Genomic DNA, 15,292 nt, shown 5'->3' with positions numbered 1-15,292 from the left:
TGAAGGAAGAGTACCCAGGCACGACTAACCCGTTCCCGTGGATGAGCGAGATCATGGACTTGAAGAAAGAGAAGAACTTCTTCGAGACCCGTGTGATCGAGTATCAGACCGGCGGCGCGCTGAGCTGGGATTGATCCGGACTAAGCACTAAAGGAAGCCCTGGCATGTTCAGGGCTTTTTTTTCGTCGGTAAAAAAGGAATTTGCTATTTCTTGAAGTACATCACCTCAAACACCTGGCCCGGAAGGGTTCGGATCGCCCCCCCAATGCTGTAGCCTTGTGCCCCAATTGCCATCAGCGTTGTCACCGGTTTTACCGAAGAGATTTACGCCAAGATCGGAAGATTGGCACGGGAGTAGACTCCTGCTGTCACAGCTGATGCATGCTTAAAAACTATTAGATAGGACCGAGGCCAACCCGTGAACCCAGACATGCTCGAAGCCGGCCCCGCAGACGCCAAAGTACTTTCCGTCTTTGACTTCGACGGCACCCTCACCCACCACGACAGTTTCGTGCCCTTCCTCAAGTTTGCCTTTGGCCCCGGTGAGTTTTATGGCCGGATGGTCAAGCTGGCGGTGCCGGGGTTGCGGTTTTTGGTGCGGCAGATCAGCCGGGATGAGTTGAAGGCGCAGTTGATTCGCACCTTTATGACCGGGGTGGAGAAGGCTTGGGTTGAGCAGCAAGCGCAGGAATATTGCCAGGCGCGCTGGAGCAAGCTGATGCGCCCGAGCGGGTTGCAGTCAGTGGCGGATGAGGTGAAGTCCGGGGCGGTGGTGACGCTGTGTTCGGCGTCGCCGGCGTTGGTGTTGCAGCCGTTTGCCGACCGGCTTGGCATTCGTTTGATCGGCACTGAACTTGAGGTGGTGGATGGGGTGCTGACCGGCAAACTCACCGGGAATAATTGCCGTTGTGAGAACAAGGTGCTGCGCCTTGAAGCGGTTTATGGCGACCTGGGGGAGTATCGGCTCAGGGCCTGGGGTGATACGCGCGGGGATCGAGAGTTGCTGGCGGCGGCGCAGGATGCGCATTTTCGGCATTTTCATGCGAAGAAGAAAAAGCGAGCTCGGTTGCAGCGGTGATGCGGGGGGATGAGGTTGGCGGGGAGACCGAGGCGATCCCATCGCAGCCTCGCTGGGGCTCGACAGCTCCCACATTTGAGCTTTGTTGAGGCTTAGGCCGACGTCTTCAGGTCTACACCCAGCGCTGTGGCAAAGGCTTTTACCATCGGGCTTCTCGGCGCGTTGTGGCGCAGGATCAGGTTGAACGCGGTGCTTAAATGAACCTGCTGTGGGCACAGTGCGCGCAGGCGCCCTTCCCTCACCAGTGGCGTGGCGTAGTGTTCTGGCAGAAAGCCCAGGAAGCGGCCGGTGAGGATCAGGATGGCGACGGCTTCCACTTGTGAAGCCGAGGCGGACTGGCTGTCGTGGCCGACGAAGTTGGCCTTGTCGCGATGGATCGCATACCGATGGTTCACCACTTCGTATTGGCGAAGCGCATCGGGGGTGATGTCGCTCGCAGTGAACAAGGGATGCCCTACGGCGCAGTAGCCGTGGGCCTTTTCTTCGTAGAGCGGGAAGTAGTCGAATTCTTCACGGCGTTGGTACACCGGGACGATGCCGGCGACCAGGCGCCCTTCCACTACTCCGCGTTCAACTTCGTCCAATTGAGAGGCGTGTAGGCGCAATCTTATTTTTGGCGATTGGCGATGTAAGTTGCCCAGAGCGGTAATCAGCGGGGAATTGACATCAGAGACGGTGTTATCAATAACGCCCACACTCAGGTCGCCGATCAGTTCGTTTTGCGCCGAACTAAGCTTGTCGCGAAAACTGTCCACTGAGGTAAATAACTCGATGGATGCTTGATACACCAACTTGCCTTCTTCGGTCAGCCCGAACCCTTCGCGGCCCCGTGTGCACAGGCGCATGCCGATGCGAATCTCCAGGTCGGAGATCTGTTTGCTGATGGCCGCCAGGCCCACGTTCAGCTCGTTTTGCGCAGCACTGAAGCCGCCGGCTTCGACCACGGCCATAAATACCCGCAGCAATTTGAAGTCCAGCCCACTCAGTTGCAGCGGTGCTCGTGTGCCGGGTTTTGGCGGCAGGTTTCCAGAAGTGGAAAGTGGGGTTTCCATAATGCGCGTTGACCTCGAGTGCCATATTCAACAGGCTTGAACCCAATCCTTGAACATAGCCAGGCGGCGATAATGAACATAAACATCCGCCCTTGGCAACCTTGAATACGGCGCGTCAGATGCCGGTTCTACACCGATAAACGTCTGTTGAAACTGCCTCCGACTCTTCTAAAAACAAGCGTGAGGAATACCCATGTCCCAGCCCACCGACCGCCTTTGGGGCGCTCGTTTCAAGACCGGTCCGTCTGCGGCGTTGGCCGCGTTGTCGCGTTGCCCTGAGCGCTATTTTCGCCTGACGCCCTACGACCTGGCCGGCTCCTGCGCCCATGCCCGTGAGTTGCAGCGCGCTGGGTTGCTGGATGAGTCGGAGACTTTGCGTACCCTCGAGGCCCTGGACCGCATCGGTGAGGATTTTGCCGCCGGGCGCCTGCATCCCACCCTGGATGACGAGGACGTACACACCTTTATCGAACGCGTATTGACCGAGCGCCTGGGCGCCCTGGGCGGCAAGTTGCGTGCCGGACGCTCGCGCAATGACCAGACGGCCAATGATCTGCGCCTGTTCCTGCGCGACCATGCGCGCACCATCGCCAACGAGGTGCTGGGTTTGCAGCAGGCGCTGGTTGAGCAGGCCGAGCAACATGTGCAGAGCATCTGCCCGGGCTTCACCCATTTGCAGCAGGCGCAACCCATTGTGTTTGCCCATCACTTGCTGGCCCACGCGCAGTCGATGCTGCGCGATGTGCAGCGCCTGGTGGATTGGGATGCGCGTACGGCCCTGTCGCCGTTGGGCGCGGCCGCTATGGCAGGTTCGGCGATAGCGCGTCAGCCAGAGCACTCGGCCAGGGAAATGGGTTACACCGGGCCATGCGAAAACTCCATAGACGCCGTCGCCAGCCGTGACCATGTGGCGGAGTTCCTGTTTGTGGCCGGCATGCTCGGGGTGAATATTTCGCGGCTGTCGGAGGAGTTTTGCCTGTGGTCGTCGCGCCAGTTTCGCTGGGTAGTGCTGGACGATGCCTACGCCACCGGCAGTTCGATCATGCCGCAGAAAAAGAACCCGGACATTGCCGAATTGGCGCGGGGCAAGGCCGGGCGTTTGATCGGCAACCTGACCGGGCTGATGTCGACGCTCAAGTCGTTGCCGCTGTCGTACAACCGCGATTTGAGTGAAGACAAGCACTGCGTGTTGGATAGCGTGGACACCTTGCTGCTGGTATTGCCGGCGATGACCGGCATGGTGGCGACCATGAAGGTGCAGGTAGAGGAGTTGCGGCGCCAGGCGCCAATGGGCTTTACCTTGGCGACTGAGGTGGCGGACTGGCTGGCCACCCGTGGTGTGCCGTTCAAGGAGGCCCACGAGATTACCGGCGCGCTGGTGCAGGCCTGTGAGCAGCATGAGATTGAGTTGTGGCAAGCCTCACCGGCGATGTTGGCCGAGGTGGATGGGCGACTCACCCCGGACGTGCGCGACTGCCTGACCCTGGAGGCGGCGATTGCGGCGCGTAGTGGGTGGGGTGGGACGGCGCCGGAGCGGGTGAAGGAGCAGATTGGACGGTTGAAGATGGCGTTGGCGGCTCAGCAAAAGTGGACTGAAAGTTATCAAGGATTTCGGATTTAAGCCGGTGACGATCGTTCCCACGCACTGCGTGGGAATGCATCCCGTGACGCTCCGCGTCGTCACGTTACGCGCCAACGGCGGGACGCGGAGCGTCCGAGGCGGCGTTCCCACGCGGAGCGTGGGAACGATCACGCATCAAGAATAAATTTTGGAGTAGCAGCATGAACCAAACCCCGGCCGAGCGCTTGGAAGCCGAGCGCAAGTTGTCCGAAAACCAGTTCGATATCACCCAGTACGAGCACGTGCCGCGGCGCTATTACGGGCGGATGTTTTTTGCCACCCTGATCGTGATTGTGTTGGCGGCGCTGTTGCGCGCGTTTGCCAATGGCCAGATCGAATGGTCCTACATTGGCCAGTTCCTTACGTCGCAAGCCATCCTCTGGGGCCTGGTGAACACCATCGTCATGTCGATCCTGGCGATGGCATTGGGCGTAGTGATCGGAGTGATCACGGCGATCATGCGCATGTCGGCCAACCCGATCCTGCGTTACGTGGCCATCACCTACACCTGGTTGTTTCGCGGTACACCGCTGATTTTGCAGCTGCTGTTATGGTTCAACCTGGCGTTGATCTTCCCGGTGATCGCGATTCCGGGCCTGTTCAGCATCGACACCGTCGACCTGATGACGCCCTTCGTGGCCGCCCTGCTCGGCTTGAGCATCAACCAGGGCGCCTATACCGCTGAAGTGGTGCGTGCCGGCTTGCTGTCGGTGGACACCGGCCAATACGAGGCGGCCAAGTCCATCGGCATGCCGAGCCTGCAGGCGCTGCGCAGGATCATTCTGCCGCAGGCGATGCGCGTGATCATCCCGCCCGTAGGCAACGAGTTCATCAGCATGGTGAAAATGACCAGCCTGGCCAGTGTCATCCAGTACTCGGAGCTGTTGCACAACGCGCAAAACATCTACTACGCCAACGCCCGGGTGATGGAGCTGCTGATTGTGGCGGGCATCTGGTACCTAGCGGTGGTGACTGTTCTTTCATTCGGTCAAAGCCGCCTCGAGCGTCGTTTTGCCCGCGGCGCCGGCAAGCGTTCGTAAGCCTGGGTTGAGGAGATTTGCCCCATGAGAAGCATCGTCAAGGCTGTCAACCTGAACAAGTATTACGACCAGTATCACGCCCTGCGTGACATCAATATAGAGGTCGAGCAAGGCGAGGTGATGTGCATCATCGGCCCGTCCGGCTCGGGCAAAAGTACCCTGCTGCGTTGCGTCAATCAGCTGGAAAAGATCGACAAGGGCGGCCTGTGGGTCGATGGCGAATTGGTTGGTTATCGAGTGGTCGGCAACAAGCTGCACGAGATGAACGAAGCGCAGATCGCCCGCCAGCGCCTGGCCACCGGCATGGTGTTCCAGCGGTTCAATTTGTTCCCGCACATGACTGTGTTGCAAAACATCATCGAAGGCCCGTGCCAGGTGCTCAAGCGCTCGCCCAAGGAAGCCATCGAAGATGCGCTGGAACTGCTGGCCCGCGTTGGCCTGGCGGACAAGCGCAATGCCTACCCGGTGGAGTTGTCCGGCGGCCAGCAACAGCGTGTGGCAATTGCCCGGGCCTTGGCGATGCGCCCCAAGTTGATGCTGTTTGACGAACCCACCTCAGCCCTCGACCCGGAGCTGGTAGGCGAAGTGCTGTCGGTGATGCGCGATTTGGCCACCACCGGCATGACCATGATCGTGGTCACCCATGAATTGGGCTTCGCTCGCGAAGTGTCCAACCGCATGGTGTTTATGGACGCCGGCCAGATTGTGGAAGCCGGCAGCCCGGAAGACATTCTAATAAGCCCACAAAACCCGCGTACCCAAAGCTTTATTTCTGCCGTTCGCACTTAACTAAAAAACTAACGAGAACGCCCCTATGAAGAAGATATTTATCCCTACCTTGCTTGCAGGCCTGATGGCCTCCTCGTGTGTATTCGCGGCCTTGCCGCAAGCCATCAAGGACAAGGGTGAGATCAGCGCGGCCATCGTGCCGAACTACCCGCCGATGGACTTCAAGGACCCGGCCACCAACAAACTCACCGGTTTCGATTTCGACCTGGGCAACGCCCTGGCCGAGCGACTGGGCGTGAAGATCAAATGGCAGGAAACCGGCTTCGAACAGATGCTCAGCGGCCTGACCACCAAGCGCGTGGACATCGTGCTGTCGGGCATGACCGATACCGCCGAGCGCCAGAAAGCCGTGACCTTCATCGACTACTTCACCAGCGGCCCGCAGCTCTACACTTTGGCCAAGCGCGAAGAGATCAAGGAATTGACCGACCTGTGCGGTAAAAAAGTCGGCACCAGCCGCCGCACCACCTGGCCGTCTGAAATTACCGCCTGGAGCAAGGCAAACTGCGAAGCGGCGGGTAAGCCGGCAATCGTGGTGATCGGCACCGAAGGCTCGGCAGATGCCCGGGCGCAGTTGCAGCAGAACCGCCTGGATGGGGCGATGCAGGGCAGCGAGACCATTCCTTATTTGATGTCGCTGGACAAAGGCAAGTACAAGCCGGTGGGCCTGGCGATTTCCAAGCAATTCACCGGGCTTGGGATTGAGAAGAGCAATACCGAGTTGGTCACGGCGATCAGTGAGGCATTGCAGGGCATGATTGATGACGGGACTTACGGCAAGATCTTGAAAAAGTGGGATCTGGAACAAGGTGCGGTAGAAAAAATCACCATCAACTCTGGCCAATAACGCCATCGAATGTGGGAGCTGGCTTGCCTGCGATAAACGGTGGGTCAGCTAAAACAATGTTGGCTGTTACTCCGCTATCGCAGGCAAGCCAGCTCCCACACTCAATCTGCGTTCGCTGGTGATCTGAGTCGTGTAGGTAAGAATCACAAGGAGCCCACCCCACCGTGGCCACCTACTCCCTGGTAATCCGTCGCCTGATGATCTGCTCGGTGACCATCGTGGTCAGCCGTGCCATGACCAGCCCGTTGCTGGCCCTCTGGCTGAGCACGCGCCTGGGCCTCAACCAGCAGGACATCGGCCTGCTGATGGGGGTCGCCGTGTTCATCGCCACGCTCCTGGGTTTGTACGGCGGCTACATCATCGACCGCCTGGAAAAGCGCAAGCTGTTGATCCTGGCCATGCTCTCCAGCTCCATCGGTTTTTTGTTGCTGACCTTTGCCAGCAACCTCTACCTCACCACGCTGACCCTTGTTGTGACTGAAGCCGCGTCGGCGCTGTTCCTGATCGGATCCAAGGCGATCATCAGCGAAAACCTGCCGGTGGGTGAGCGCGCCAAGGTGTTTTCCCTGCGCTACACCCTGACCAATGTCGGCTATGCCACGGGCCCGATGTTGGGCGTAGTGATTGCCGGCCAATTGCCGTGGGCACCGTTTTTGATCGCCAGCGCCATTGCCTTTGGCAGCCTGTTCCTGATGATCGGCATTGCGCCGACCCAGCGCGACGACAGTCATAAGCCTCAGAGTTTCCTCAGCACCCTGCGCATCTTGCGCAGCGACCGCACGCTGATCCTCTTCACCAGCGGCAGCCTGTTGAGCACCATCGTCCATGGGCGCTACACCCTTTATCTGTCGCAGTTTTTGCTGGTGGCCTACACACCCGACCAGGCACTGAAAATTCTGTCTGCGGTGCTCGCCTGCAACGCCATCACCGTGATTTTGATGCAGTACCAAATCGGCCGATTTCTCAAGCGCGAGCAACTGCGCCATTGGATCGTGCTGGGCACCCTGCTGTTTATTGCCGGGTTGGTCGGCTTCAGCCAGGCGCACAGTCTGCTGACCTGGTGCCTGGCAATGTTCGTGTTCACCCTGGGCGAGATGATCATCTACCCCTCGGAGTTTCTGTTTATCGACACCATCGCGCCGGATGCACTACGCGGCAGTTATTACGGCGCACAGAACCTGGCCGCGTTTGGCGGGGCCATGAGCCCGGTGATTTGTGGCTATCTGCTGATCAATGCGGCGCCCACCAGCATGTTCTTTGCCCTGGCCGCACTCACGGCCATGGGTGGCACCCTGTGTTTCTTGAGCGGGCGACGCGTGGCAGGTTCTTGCTGATATTTACGCAAGATCCGGCTATTAATAGCCAAACCTCTGACGGACCCGAGCCCCATGAAATTCGACACGGCCTACAGCCTGAGTCTCGACGACAAGCTGTCAATCTACGACGTGCGAGATCTGAATTTCGATGAAACTACCGCCTTCGATTCCGACAAAGACAGCTTCCTGTGCCCCAACGACGCCTGCCGTGCGGCGTTCGATAGCGCCAATGCGTTGAGTACCTTCAACGCCAAGAACGTCAACTACCAGCGCACGCCGCACTTCAAGAACAAACCCGGCACGCGGCATATCGACGGCTGCCGCTATGCCGGCAGCCATAAACCTGCGACGGGTGAAAATGACGACGAGCGTGAGGAAAATTTCCCATCGGAATTTGTGCTGACGCGGCGACTGTACGAGCTTAGAACGCCGGTAGTCGGCACCGCTGGGAGCGTCCTGCAGGAGCCGACGAAAGTGCCCGCAAACCGCGCTACCACCTCTTCTGGCAGCAATGACTCGATCCCGGACAAAACCAGCGTATTCGCACACCCGGTGGAGTGCTACGTGTCCAACATCGATGACAAGGACAAGCTCAAGGCCATGCCCTTGAAGATCGGTGAGCACACGGCGACCTACTGGGCATTCTTCAAGAAGATCGAATACCTGCAAGACAACCAGGGTTTGATTTACTGGGGCAAGATCAAGACCATCAAGGACTACACCAGCAGCTTTCGCATCGACTTCGAAAAGAAGGTGTGGCTCGACAAGAAGCCCTATTCGGTAAATGTCTACCTGAGCAAAAAGCTTATCGAAAACTACCGCAAGCGCACGGCATTCCTGGAACAGATCAAGGCGGCGGCCAGCAGCGAACGGCCGCTGTATTGCTTTTTCTACGGGGTCACGCCGCAGCTTGTGCAGGTGCCCAGCCAGAAAAAACCCGAGCAGACGTTCGGGGTATTCAGCGCCAGGATCGAAAACCTGGATCACCTGATTATTCGCGAGGCGCCGGGGCTGGAATCATAAGGGGTTGCAACGCCAATGGATGAGCGGTAGAAACAACTGTACAAAAACACAGTATAGTTGCGCCTCCCCTGTCGAACCTGGAGAAACCCCATGTCCTCTCTGGCAATGAGTTCTTTCGTAGAACAACAGATCGTCTTGCATCAATTCACCACCAAACACTGCGCGCAGGCGCGCGTGATGCTGGGCTGGAGCCGCGAAGAGCTGGCTCGCCAGGCTGGCGTGGCGGTGCAAGCAATTGAGAAACTGGAAGGCCACGGCGACGTGGACGATGAAACTCGTTTGATCCTGGCGTTTCGCCTGGAGGCCGAAGGGCTGGTATTTTTCCCGGGGTTCGCGCCGGGGTGGGGGATGAGTGCGCGGCGGTTTGATACCGCCGCAGCGCAACCTTCTGCGCAAGGCCTCATTTCCCGGTTGATGGGTTCAACCACCGCAACCATTGACTCACAAACGCCTCAACCCAATGGTGCGTAGAGCCCAGGTGTTTCTCCGGGCGCTTCAATAGTTTCAAATGCACCCGTGGCGGTCGATTGAACCCTGGCACAACCTCTGCGAGGCAGCCGTCTGCAGAGGCTGATTCAAACTCAAGTGTCAGTAGTCTCAACCACGTCCTCTGTACTGGCAGGTGTCGGTGTGAAGGGAGCACCTGGGAGAAAAGCCGGTTTTTGAATGGCCTGTGAGGCTTGTTCATAACCATAGGCGACTGACAGCAAGGTCGCTTCACTGTTGGCGGAGCCATACACGTAAAGTGCCGTGGGCATGCCATCTTCATCCATGCCTGACGGAACGGATATGCCTGGGTACCCGGCCGCAGCGCTGAAAAAATAATTGTGGGACTGGAAGTTCGACACCATGGCGTCGAGCTTGTGCTCCTTCATGGGGTCATCAATGGTGTTCTGAAATATAGGAAGAATGGCTTTCCACAGCGCATCGCGATCTTCCTGGTTGGTCTGCACCCCATTGATCATTTCCAGCAGTTTCTGGTCAGGCTCACCAGGTTTCTGGGTGCGGTTGATAAAAGCAATCAGCTCAGAGAGTGATTTGACCGGCAAACCTTCTCGCCCAGCCAGGTAGCCTTCCAGCGCTTGCTTGACCTCCGAGAAAAGCGCGTTGTTATAATCGACATAGGTTTGTTCGGGGACGCCAGCATCCAACCGCGCCATCGGCACCAGAATCGCCCCTTGGGCCTTCATCACGTCGAGCGCCGCCTCATAATGCTTGCGGTCTGCTCGCTTGGCCGGGTCCTTGGCCTCCTCAGCGGACAACTCGGGTAAAGGGGTATAGCCAATTCGCTTGTCCTTCAAGGCGTCGGACTGCAGGCCCTTGGTGTAGGCAGTGGTCTCGGTCATTGCGTTAAGCGCTTCGGCCGCATCACAGATATTGCGGGTAAAAGTCCCCACCGCGTCCATGCGAGTGCTGGTCATGACGCCTTCGGTACTGACCAGGCCCGTCGTTGTTTTCAGGCCAAACACACCGTTGTAGGCGGCGGGGCTGATGATCGATCCGTTGGTTTCCAACCCCAGTGCCACAGGCACATGCCCTTGGGCGACCGCCACTGCCGAACCTGAACTCGACCCAGCCACCGGCCCTCCGAGTCGATGAGGGTTCAGCGTCTGGCCACCTCGGGAGCTCCAGCCATCCACAGGTAATAGTGACCGAAAGTTGGACAGCTCACTCATATTGGTTTTCCCCACAATCACCACCCCGTGCTTCAACAAATTGTCGACAACCTTGGCGGTTTTAGTGGCCGGCGCGCCCACCAAGGCCTTCGAACCTGCACTGGTCTGCATGCGGTCGTTGGTTTCGAAGACATCCTTCAGCGCTATCGGCACGCCATGCAAGTGCTTGAGTACGCGGCCATTGGCACGTTCCTGGTCGCGGGCCTTCGCCTCCCTCATAGCATCCGGGTTGGTTTCCAAAAACGCATTGCCGCCCTGTAGCCCACGATCAATATTGGCAATCTGCTTGAGCGAGTCCCTCAACAGTGACTCTGAGGTAACGCCGCCACCTTGGCCCATCTCCAATGACATCTGGCAGGCACTCTTGAAACCTTGCACAGGGTTTGCAAGTTCCTGAAGCAGGCCTGTCGCCCATCCACTTACCGAAACTGGTCCGATCATGAAATTCCCCTCTGTCTAACTGGATGTGAGCGTTATCGGTCGATAACACCGCACCAGTCTAAGAGCCGACACCCCATCACTATTTCGGGCGAATCCTGCTGCTGCGTCCTACTCTTCCCAGCCCGACGTAGTCTTCAATAACGTCTATGGCCGTAGCTGGCGGTAAGCGCGTACCAGTGCCGCCAAACGATCACCTGCCCAGCGTGCACCGTAAAACCAGACTCTGGAGCCATCCTCCAGGGTTTCACACACCGTGGGGTATCCGCTTCTCGAGGCGTTATGAAAGGCGGCTTCGGGGTCCTCCGACACCAAGGCATCCAGGCGAAGGCCTGCCACCCGCTCATCGATTTCACGACAGGCCTGCTGATTGTCGCCGCTGCGCTGCATGTCCACCGCTACCCATTGGACACCGGCCCTGCGCAGGGTGTCGAAGACTCGGTGCAAGGCCTCACTGTGTTCGACCCGTTCAACGTGATTGCCCTGCACATAGCGCTCGACATACCCGACCCGATAGCCCGTCAACGCCCGCGTGGCGGTGAACGTGGTGTTATTCAACACGAGCGGTACCTCTACCATCACCGGTTCGGTAGGATCCTCGCCGCTGAGGGCGACAAGTGATAGCGCGGGGTCACGCACCGGCCGTAGATGGGGCGCCAGGGCGTTATACCCTGGGATGAGCATGGCGCCCGCAGCCTGTTCGGTGCCAAAGACAATAGAGGTGGGTGCAGCATGGGGGGGTGAAGCAGGTACGTCGGCGGCGTTCATTGGCGGGGGTAGCGGTTGGGCTGGGGCACAAGGCACCCCTATTTTCCAAAGCTTCTTACAGTGGCTGTCCATCGAAACATCCTCCCGGAAATAAAATTCCCGCGGGATCATCGCACTCTCATTTGACCTTTGTCGCAGAGCAGAAATTCGCTGAAAAACTCTTTTCCAAGCGGGCCATCGGCTCAGCTTGCTGCGTGTTCGTTGACCGGTTGAGGCTCCACTTCCAGCCACCAGGCTTGCCCGCGCTCAGGCTGGTTCAAGCGAAAAGCCTGACCCATCGCCGGAGTGGTGATCGAGATATTGCGCTCCCAGGCCAGGGCCATGATGCGGTCGAAGGGCTCATGCCAGGCGTGGAAGGCCAGATCGAAGGTGCCGTTGTGAATCGGCAGAAGCCAGCGCCCTTTCAGATCGATATGCGCCTGCAGCGTTTGCTCCGGCTGCATGTGCACATGGGGCCAATCGACATTGTAAGCGCCGGTTTCCATCAGGGTCAGGTCGAACGGCCCGTACTGCTCGCCGATGCGTTTGAAACCGTCGAAATAGCCAGTATCGCCACTGAAAAATATACGTCGCGTAGCGTCGATCATTACCCATGAGCACCACAGGGTCTGGTTGCCATCAAACAGGCCGCGCCCTGAAAAGTGCTGGGCCGGCGTGCAGACAAAACGAACGCCATCGACTTCGATGCCCTGCCACCACTCCAGCTGGCGCACTTTGCTGGCGTCTACGCCCCATTTGACCAGCGTGTCACCCACGCCCAGGGGCGCCAGGAAGTAGCGGGTCTTTTCGGCCAATTGGACCACCGCTTTACGGTCGAGATGGTCGTAATGATTATGGGAAAGGATCACCGCTTCCAGCGCTGGCAGCTCATCAAGACTGATGGGCGGCTGATGAAAACGCTTGGGGCCGGCCCAACTGAACGGCGAGGCGCGTTCGGCAAACACAGGGTCGGTGACCCAGAATTTACCACGCAGTTTCAGCAGCACGGTTGAATGGCCGAGGCGATACACGCTGTGATCAGGGGCGGCCAATAACTGCTCGCGGGTCAGTGGCTGTACCGGAATCTGCCCCACCGGCCGTGTCGTGCGCGGCTTGTTGAATAGCATGTTCCAGAAAATGCGCAGGGTCTTGCCCAAGCCACCGTGCTGCACCGGAGTGTCGTTGCTGAAGTGCCCCAGGCCCTGCTCGGCAGGCTTGGGCGCCGAGGGCGCCGGGTCGAGACGGGTTGAAATAGTGGCCATGACGATGTGACTCCGGCGGTCCGCTCAAGTATTACACTGCACAGTGTAGTTTCTAGATTGCAACAAAATCCGGAGCAAGTAAACTGCCCGGTGTAATTTCATTGTTGAGTCGAATGCCTTCCATGACTGCCCCCAAACGCCTCACCGAGCGTAAACGCGAAGCCATCGTGGCTGCGGCGATTGCCGAATTTCGCGAGAACGGCTTCGAGGTCACCAGCATGGACAAAATCGCCGCAACTGCTGGCGTTTCCAAGCGCACGGTGTACAACCATTTCCCCAGCAAGGAAGAACTGTTCGCCGAGATCCTCCACCAACTATGGGCCAGCAGCGTTGCCCAGCTGGACGTGATCTATACGAGCGACCGTCCGCTGCGCGACCAACTGCGCACGTTGCTGGAAGCGAAAATGCAGATGATGTCGGACGCCAACTTCCTCGACCTGGCACGCGTAGCCATTGCTGCCACCATTCATTCGCCGGAACGCGCTCAAGACATGGTCAACCGCCTCAGCGCACGAGAAGAAGGCTTTACCCAATGGGTGCGCGCCGCCCAGGAAGACGGCCGCCTCACCTGCACCGACCCGGGGTTCGCCGCCCACCAGATCCAAAGCCTGCTCAAGGCCTTTGCATTCTGGCCGCAGATTACCCTCGGCCAGCCCACCCTCGACCCCGCCGCCCAGGCAGGTGTTATCGAATCAGCCATCGACCTGTTCCTGGCCGGCTACGAAGTCAGCACTCCGCCCTCATACTAAGGCGCGTTATTGCAGAGCGTTTTGGCGTATTCCGCCCGTTGCGTGGCCGCCCATCCGGCCTGAGTTGTCTGATGACACCTCGTCTGAAACTTCATTCGCCGGCTTGCCGCAATAGCATAATGCCGCCATTGGTCGCCTGGTCAAAATAGTCCTGCCTGACGGGCGAACTTCCAGGTCGGTTGATCACTCTGACACCGTTGTTCTACCCCCCTCTGTCAGCATCAGGAAGCTGGCAATGAGCAAGTCAACCGTAAGGCCAGGGGCCCTACGGGGTCAGGCGCAAATACATGGACCCCGCATACGCTTGCATGCCCGAGCCCTCCACCATGCTATTCAACGCTCACAAGAAAACCATCAGTACCCTGCAACACAGCCTAGCCCAACAGACCAGCCTGCTGGACGCCATCGAACGCTCCATGGCCGTGATCGAATTCGACCTGCAAGGCACCGTGCTGCGCGCCAATGACAACTTCATCAAGACCATGGGCTACCGCGCCGAACAGATCCTGGGCCAGCCCCATCGGATGTTCTGTACCCCGGCGTTCGCCCGCAGCGCGGACTACAACCAGCTGTGGACGCACCTGCGAAACGGCCAATTCCAGTCGGGCACCTTTGAACGAGTAGGCGCCAACGGCGCCTCGGTGTGGCTGGAAGCCAGCTATAACCCGGTACGGGATGAGGCGGGGAATGTGATCAAAGTGGTGAAATACGCCATGGACGTCACCCCGCGTCTGCAAGCCGAAAGCGAAGCCAACGCCAAGCTCGAAGCCATCGACCGCGCCATGGCGATGATCGAGTTCAACCTCGACGGCACCATCATCACCGCAAACGACAATTTCCTGCAGCGCATGGGCTACAGCCTGGCGCAGATCCAGGGCAAGCATCACCGCCTGTTTTGCACACCCGAGCTGGCCAACAGTGCGGCCTACAGCGAGTTCTGGAAGCGCTTGAACCAGGGCGAGCTGTTCAATGGCCAGTTCGAGCGGGTGGACAAACACGGCCAGGTCGTGTGGCTGGAAGCCAACTACAACCCGGTGTACGACGCCAGCGGGCGCCTGTGCAAAGTGGTGAAGTTCGCCTCGGATGTCACCGCCCGCGTGCGACAGCATGCCGCTGACGCACAGAGCGCCGCCCAGGCTTACCACCTGTCGTTGAACACCCAGGAGATGGCGGAAAAAGGCGCCGAGGTGATTCAGAAAACCGCCAGCGGCATGCGCGAAATCGCCGTGGATATCGACACCTCTTCGCAACTGATCGCCAAACTCGGCGAACGCTCGCAACAGATCACCGCCATCGTCAATACCATTCGCGGCATTGCCGACCAGACCAATCTGCTGGCCCTCAACGCCGCCATTGAAGCCGCCCGCGCCGGCGAGCAGGGCCGTGGCTTTGCCGTGGTGGCCGATGAAGTGCGGCAACTGGCGGCGCGTACCAGCGGCTCCACCGCCGAAATCTCCGGCATGATCGCCATGATCCAGGACGAAACCCGCCAAGCCATCGACAGCATGGACGCCACCCGCGACCGCGCCGCCCAGGGTGTGGAACTGGCCAACCAGGCCGGCACGGTGATCCTGCAGATTCGCGAAGGCACCGGCGAAGCAGTACAAGCGGTAAGTGCGTTTGCCAATGAGCGGGGCAATCGCTGAGCCATTGG

General features: G+C 58.9%; 15 protein-coding genes and 1 pseudogene. 12 read left to right on the top strand and 4 right to left on the bottom strand.

Going from position 1 to position 15,292, the window contains the following annotated elements:
• From ACP7CZ_RS25935 to ACP7CZ_RS25925, 3 genes and pseudogenes are all read left to right on the top strand, one after another.
• A pseudogene (locus tag ACP7CZ_RS25935) lies at nucleotides 1-134 on the top strand (ribonucleotide-diphosphate reductase subunit beta); the annotation flags it as partial.
• Nucleotides 135-201: 67 nt separating this feature from the next.
• Nucleotides 202-378 (top strand): HNH endonuclease, encoded by a 177-nt coding sequence (locus ACP7CZ_RS25930; protein ID WP_371264134.1) that lies wholly within the window; start codon nucleotides 202-204, stop codon nucleotides 376-378.
• Nucleotides 379-430: 52 nt separating this feature from the next.
• Nucleotides 431-1,078, top strand: a complete 648-nt coding sequence (locus tag ACP7CZ_RS25925) for an HAD-IB family hydrolase (protein ID WP_054918285.1) — start codon at nucleotides 431-433, stop codon at nucleotides 1,076-1,078.
• A gap of 92 nt (nucleotides 1,079-1,170) precedes the next feature.
• Here ACP7CZ_RS25925 and ACP7CZ_RS25920 read toward each other — a convergent pair whose 3' ends face one another.
• Nucleotides 1,171-2,130, bottom strand: a complete 960-nt coding sequence (locus ACP7CZ_RS25920; protein WP_057975151.1) for a LysR family transcriptional regulator — start codon at nucleotides 2,128-2,130, stop codon at nucleotides 1,171-1,173.
• Nucleotides 2,131-2,323: 193 nt separating this feature from the next.
• Here ACP7CZ_RS25920 and argH point away from each other — a divergent pair, with 193 nt between their 5' ends.
• The 7 genes from argH to ACP7CZ_RS25885 all read left to right on the top strand — a co-directional run bounded on the left by argH (nucleotide 2,324) and on the right by ACP7CZ_RS25885 (nucleotide 9,237).
• On the top strand, nucleotides 2,324-3,751 hold the full coding sequence (argH, locus tag ACP7CZ_RS25915; protein ID WP_057975150.1) for an argininosuccinate lyase: 1,428 nt from the start codon (nucleotides 2,324-2,326) through the stop codon (nucleotides 3,749-3,751).
• A gap of 161 nt (nucleotides 3,752-3,912) precedes the next feature.
• Entirely contained in the window at nucleotides 3,913-4,791 is an 879-nt protein-coding gene (locus ACP7CZ_RS25910) for an amino acid ABC transporter permease (RefSeq protein ID WP_019819278.1), read from the top strand.
• Between the two features lie 24 nt (nucleotides 4,792-4,815).
• Nucleotides 4,816-5,580, top strand: a complete 765-nt coding sequence (locus ACP7CZ_RS25905; RefSeq protein ID WP_003193648.1) for an amino acid ABC transporter ATP-binding protein — start codon at nucleotides 4,816-4,818, stop codon at nucleotides 5,578-5,580.
• A 25-nt stretch (nucleotides 5,581-5,605) separates the two neighbouring features.
• The gene (locus ACP7CZ_RS25900; protein ID WP_294171862.1) at nucleotides 5,606-6,427 is read left to right on the top strand and encodes an ABC transporter substrate-binding protein; all 822 of its coding nucleotides are present in this window, start codon (nucleotides 5,606-5,608) and stop codon (nucleotides 6,425-6,427) included.
• Between the two features lie 164 nt (nucleotides 6,428-6,591).
• Nucleotides 6,592-7,761 carry an MFS transporter gene (locus ACP7CZ_RS25895; RefSeq protein WP_054896734.1) on the top strand — a complete coding sequence of 390 codons (1,170 nt, stop codon included), beginning with the start codon at nucleotides 6,592-6,594 and terminating at the stop codon, nucleotides 7,759-7,761.
• A 54-nt stretch (nucleotides 7,762-7,815) separates the two neighbouring features.
• The gene (locus ACP7CZ_RS25890; protein WP_054896733.1) at nucleotides 7,816-8,766 is read left to right on the top strand and encodes a hypothetical protein; all 951 of its coding nucleotides are present in this window, start codon (nucleotides 7,816-7,818) and stop codon (nucleotides 8,764-8,766) included.
• 90 nt (nucleotides 8,767-8,856) lie between these two features.
• On the top strand, nucleotides 8,857-9,237 hold the full coding sequence (locus ACP7CZ_RS25885) for a helix-turn-helix domain-containing protein (protein ID WP_054896732.1): 381 nt from the start codon (nucleotides 8,857-8,859) through the stop codon (nucleotides 9,235-9,237).
• A 110-nt stretch (nucleotides 9,238-9,347) separates the two neighbouring features.
• Here the strand turns inward: ACP7CZ_RS25885 and ACP7CZ_RS25880 are convergent, their stop codons facing one another.
• From ACP7CZ_RS25880 to ACP7CZ_RS25870, 3 genes are all read right to left on the bottom strand, one after another.
• Nucleotides 9,348-10,883, bottom strand: coding sequence for an amidase family protein (locus tag ACP7CZ_RS25880; RefSeq protein WP_229999917.1), 1,536 nt, complete (start codon nucleotides 10,881-10,883; stop codon nucleotides 9,348-9,350).
• A gap of 144 nt (nucleotides 10,884-11,027) precedes the next feature.
• The gene (locus tag ACP7CZ_RS25875; protein ID WP_229999914.1) at nucleotides 11,028-11,564 is read right to left on the bottom strand and encodes a hypothetical protein; all 537 of its coding nucleotides are present in this window, start codon (nucleotides 11,562-11,564) and stop codon (nucleotides 11,028-11,030) included.
• A 266-nt stretch (nucleotides 11,565-11,830) separates the two neighbouring features.
• The gene (locus tag ACP7CZ_RS25870; RefSeq protein ID WP_054896731.1) at nucleotides 11,831-12,889 is read right to left on the bottom strand and encodes an MBL fold metallo-hydrolase; all 1,059 of its coding nucleotides are present in this window, start codon (nucleotides 12,887-12,889) and stop codon (nucleotides 11,831-11,833) included.
• Nucleotides 12,890-13,011: 122 nt separating this feature from the next.
• Here ACP7CZ_RS25870 and ACP7CZ_RS25865 point away from each other — a divergent pair, with 122 nt between their 5' ends.
• Complete coding sequence (locus ACP7CZ_RS25865) at nucleotides 13,012-13,638, top strand: TetR/AcrR family transcriptional regulator (RefSeq protein WP_034128571.1); 627 nt, start codon at nucleotides 13,012-13,014, stop codon at nucleotides 13,636-13,638.
• A 326-nt stretch (nucleotides 13,639-13,964) separates the two neighbouring features.
• The gene (locus ACP7CZ_RS25860; RefSeq protein ID WP_181123968.1) at nucleotides 13,965-15,284 is read left to right on the top strand and encodes a methyl-accepting chemotaxis protein; all 1,320 of its coding nucleotides are present in this window, start codon (nucleotides 13,965-13,967) and stop codon (nucleotides 15,282-15,284) included.
• The last annotated feature ends 8 nt before the right edge of the window (nucleotides 15,285-15,292 follow it).

The sequence above is a fragment of the Pseudomonas sp. DWP2-2 genome, assembly GCF_049897065.1.
In the GTDB taxonomy this organism is placed as follows: Bacteria; Pseudomonadota; Gammaproteobacteria; order Pseudomonadales; family Pseudomonadaceae; genus Aquipseudomonas; species Aquipseudomonas paracarnis.
Note: the sequence above shows the minus strand (reverse complement) of the source record. Positions and strands in the feature narration are given on the sequence as shown.

Excerpts from the sequence above, each read along its gene's own strand:
- ACP7CZ_RS25920 (WP_057975151.1), bottom strand. The coding sequence starts at position 2,130 with ATGGAAACCCCACTTTCCACTTCTGGAAACCTGCCGCCAAAACCCGGC.
- ACP7CZ_RS25925 (WP_054918285.1), top strand. The coding sequence starts at position 431 with ATGCTCGAAGCCGGCCCCGCAGACGCCAAAGTACTTTCCGTCTTTGAC.
- argH (WP_057975150.1), top strand. The coding sequence starts at position 2,324 with ATGTCCCAGCCCACCGACCGCCTTTGGGGCGCTCGTTTCAAGACCGGT.
- ACP7CZ_RS25860 (WP_181123968.1), top strand. The coding sequence starts at position 13,965 with ATGCTATTCAACGCTCACAAGAAAACCATCAGTACCCTGCAACACAGC.
- ACP7CZ_RS25865 (WP_034128571.1), top strand. The coding sequence starts at position 13,012 with ATGACTGCCCCCAAACGCCTCACCGAGCGTAAACGCGAAGCCATCGTG.
- ACP7CZ_RS25880 (WP_229999917.1), bottom strand. The coding sequence starts at position 10,883 with ATGATCGGACCAGTTTCGGTAAGTGGATGGGCGACAGGCCTGCTTCAG.
- ACP7CZ_RS25870 (WP_054896731.1), bottom strand. The coding sequence starts at position 12,889 with ATGGCCACTATTTCAACCCGTCTCGACCCGGCGCCCTCGGCGCCCAAG.
- ACP7CZ_RS25910 (WP_019819278.1), top strand. The coding sequence starts at position 3,913 with ATGAACCAAACCCCGGCCGAGCGCTTGGAAGCCGAGCGCAAGTTGTCC.
- ACP7CZ_RS25900 (WP_294171862.1), top strand. The coding sequence starts at position 5,606 with ATGAAGAAGATATTTATCCCTACCTTGCTTGCAGGCCTGATGGCCTCC.
- ACP7CZ_RS25875 (WP_229999914.1), bottom strand. The coding sequence starts at position 11,564 with ATGCTCATCCCAGGGTATAACGCCCTGGCGCCCCATCTACGGCCGGTG.
- ACP7CZ_RS25885 (WP_054896732.1), top strand. The coding sequence starts at position 8,857 with ATGTCCTCTCTGGCAATGAGTTCTTTCGTAGAACAACAGATCGTCTTG.
- ACP7CZ_RS25890 (WP_054896733.1), top strand. The coding sequence starts at position 7,816 with ATGAAATTCGACACGGCCTACAGCCTGAGTCTCGACGACAAGCTGTCA.
- ACP7CZ_RS25905 (WP_003193648.1), top strand. The coding sequence starts at position 4,816 with ATGAGAAGCATCGTCAAGGCTGTCAACCTGAACAAGTATTACGACCAG.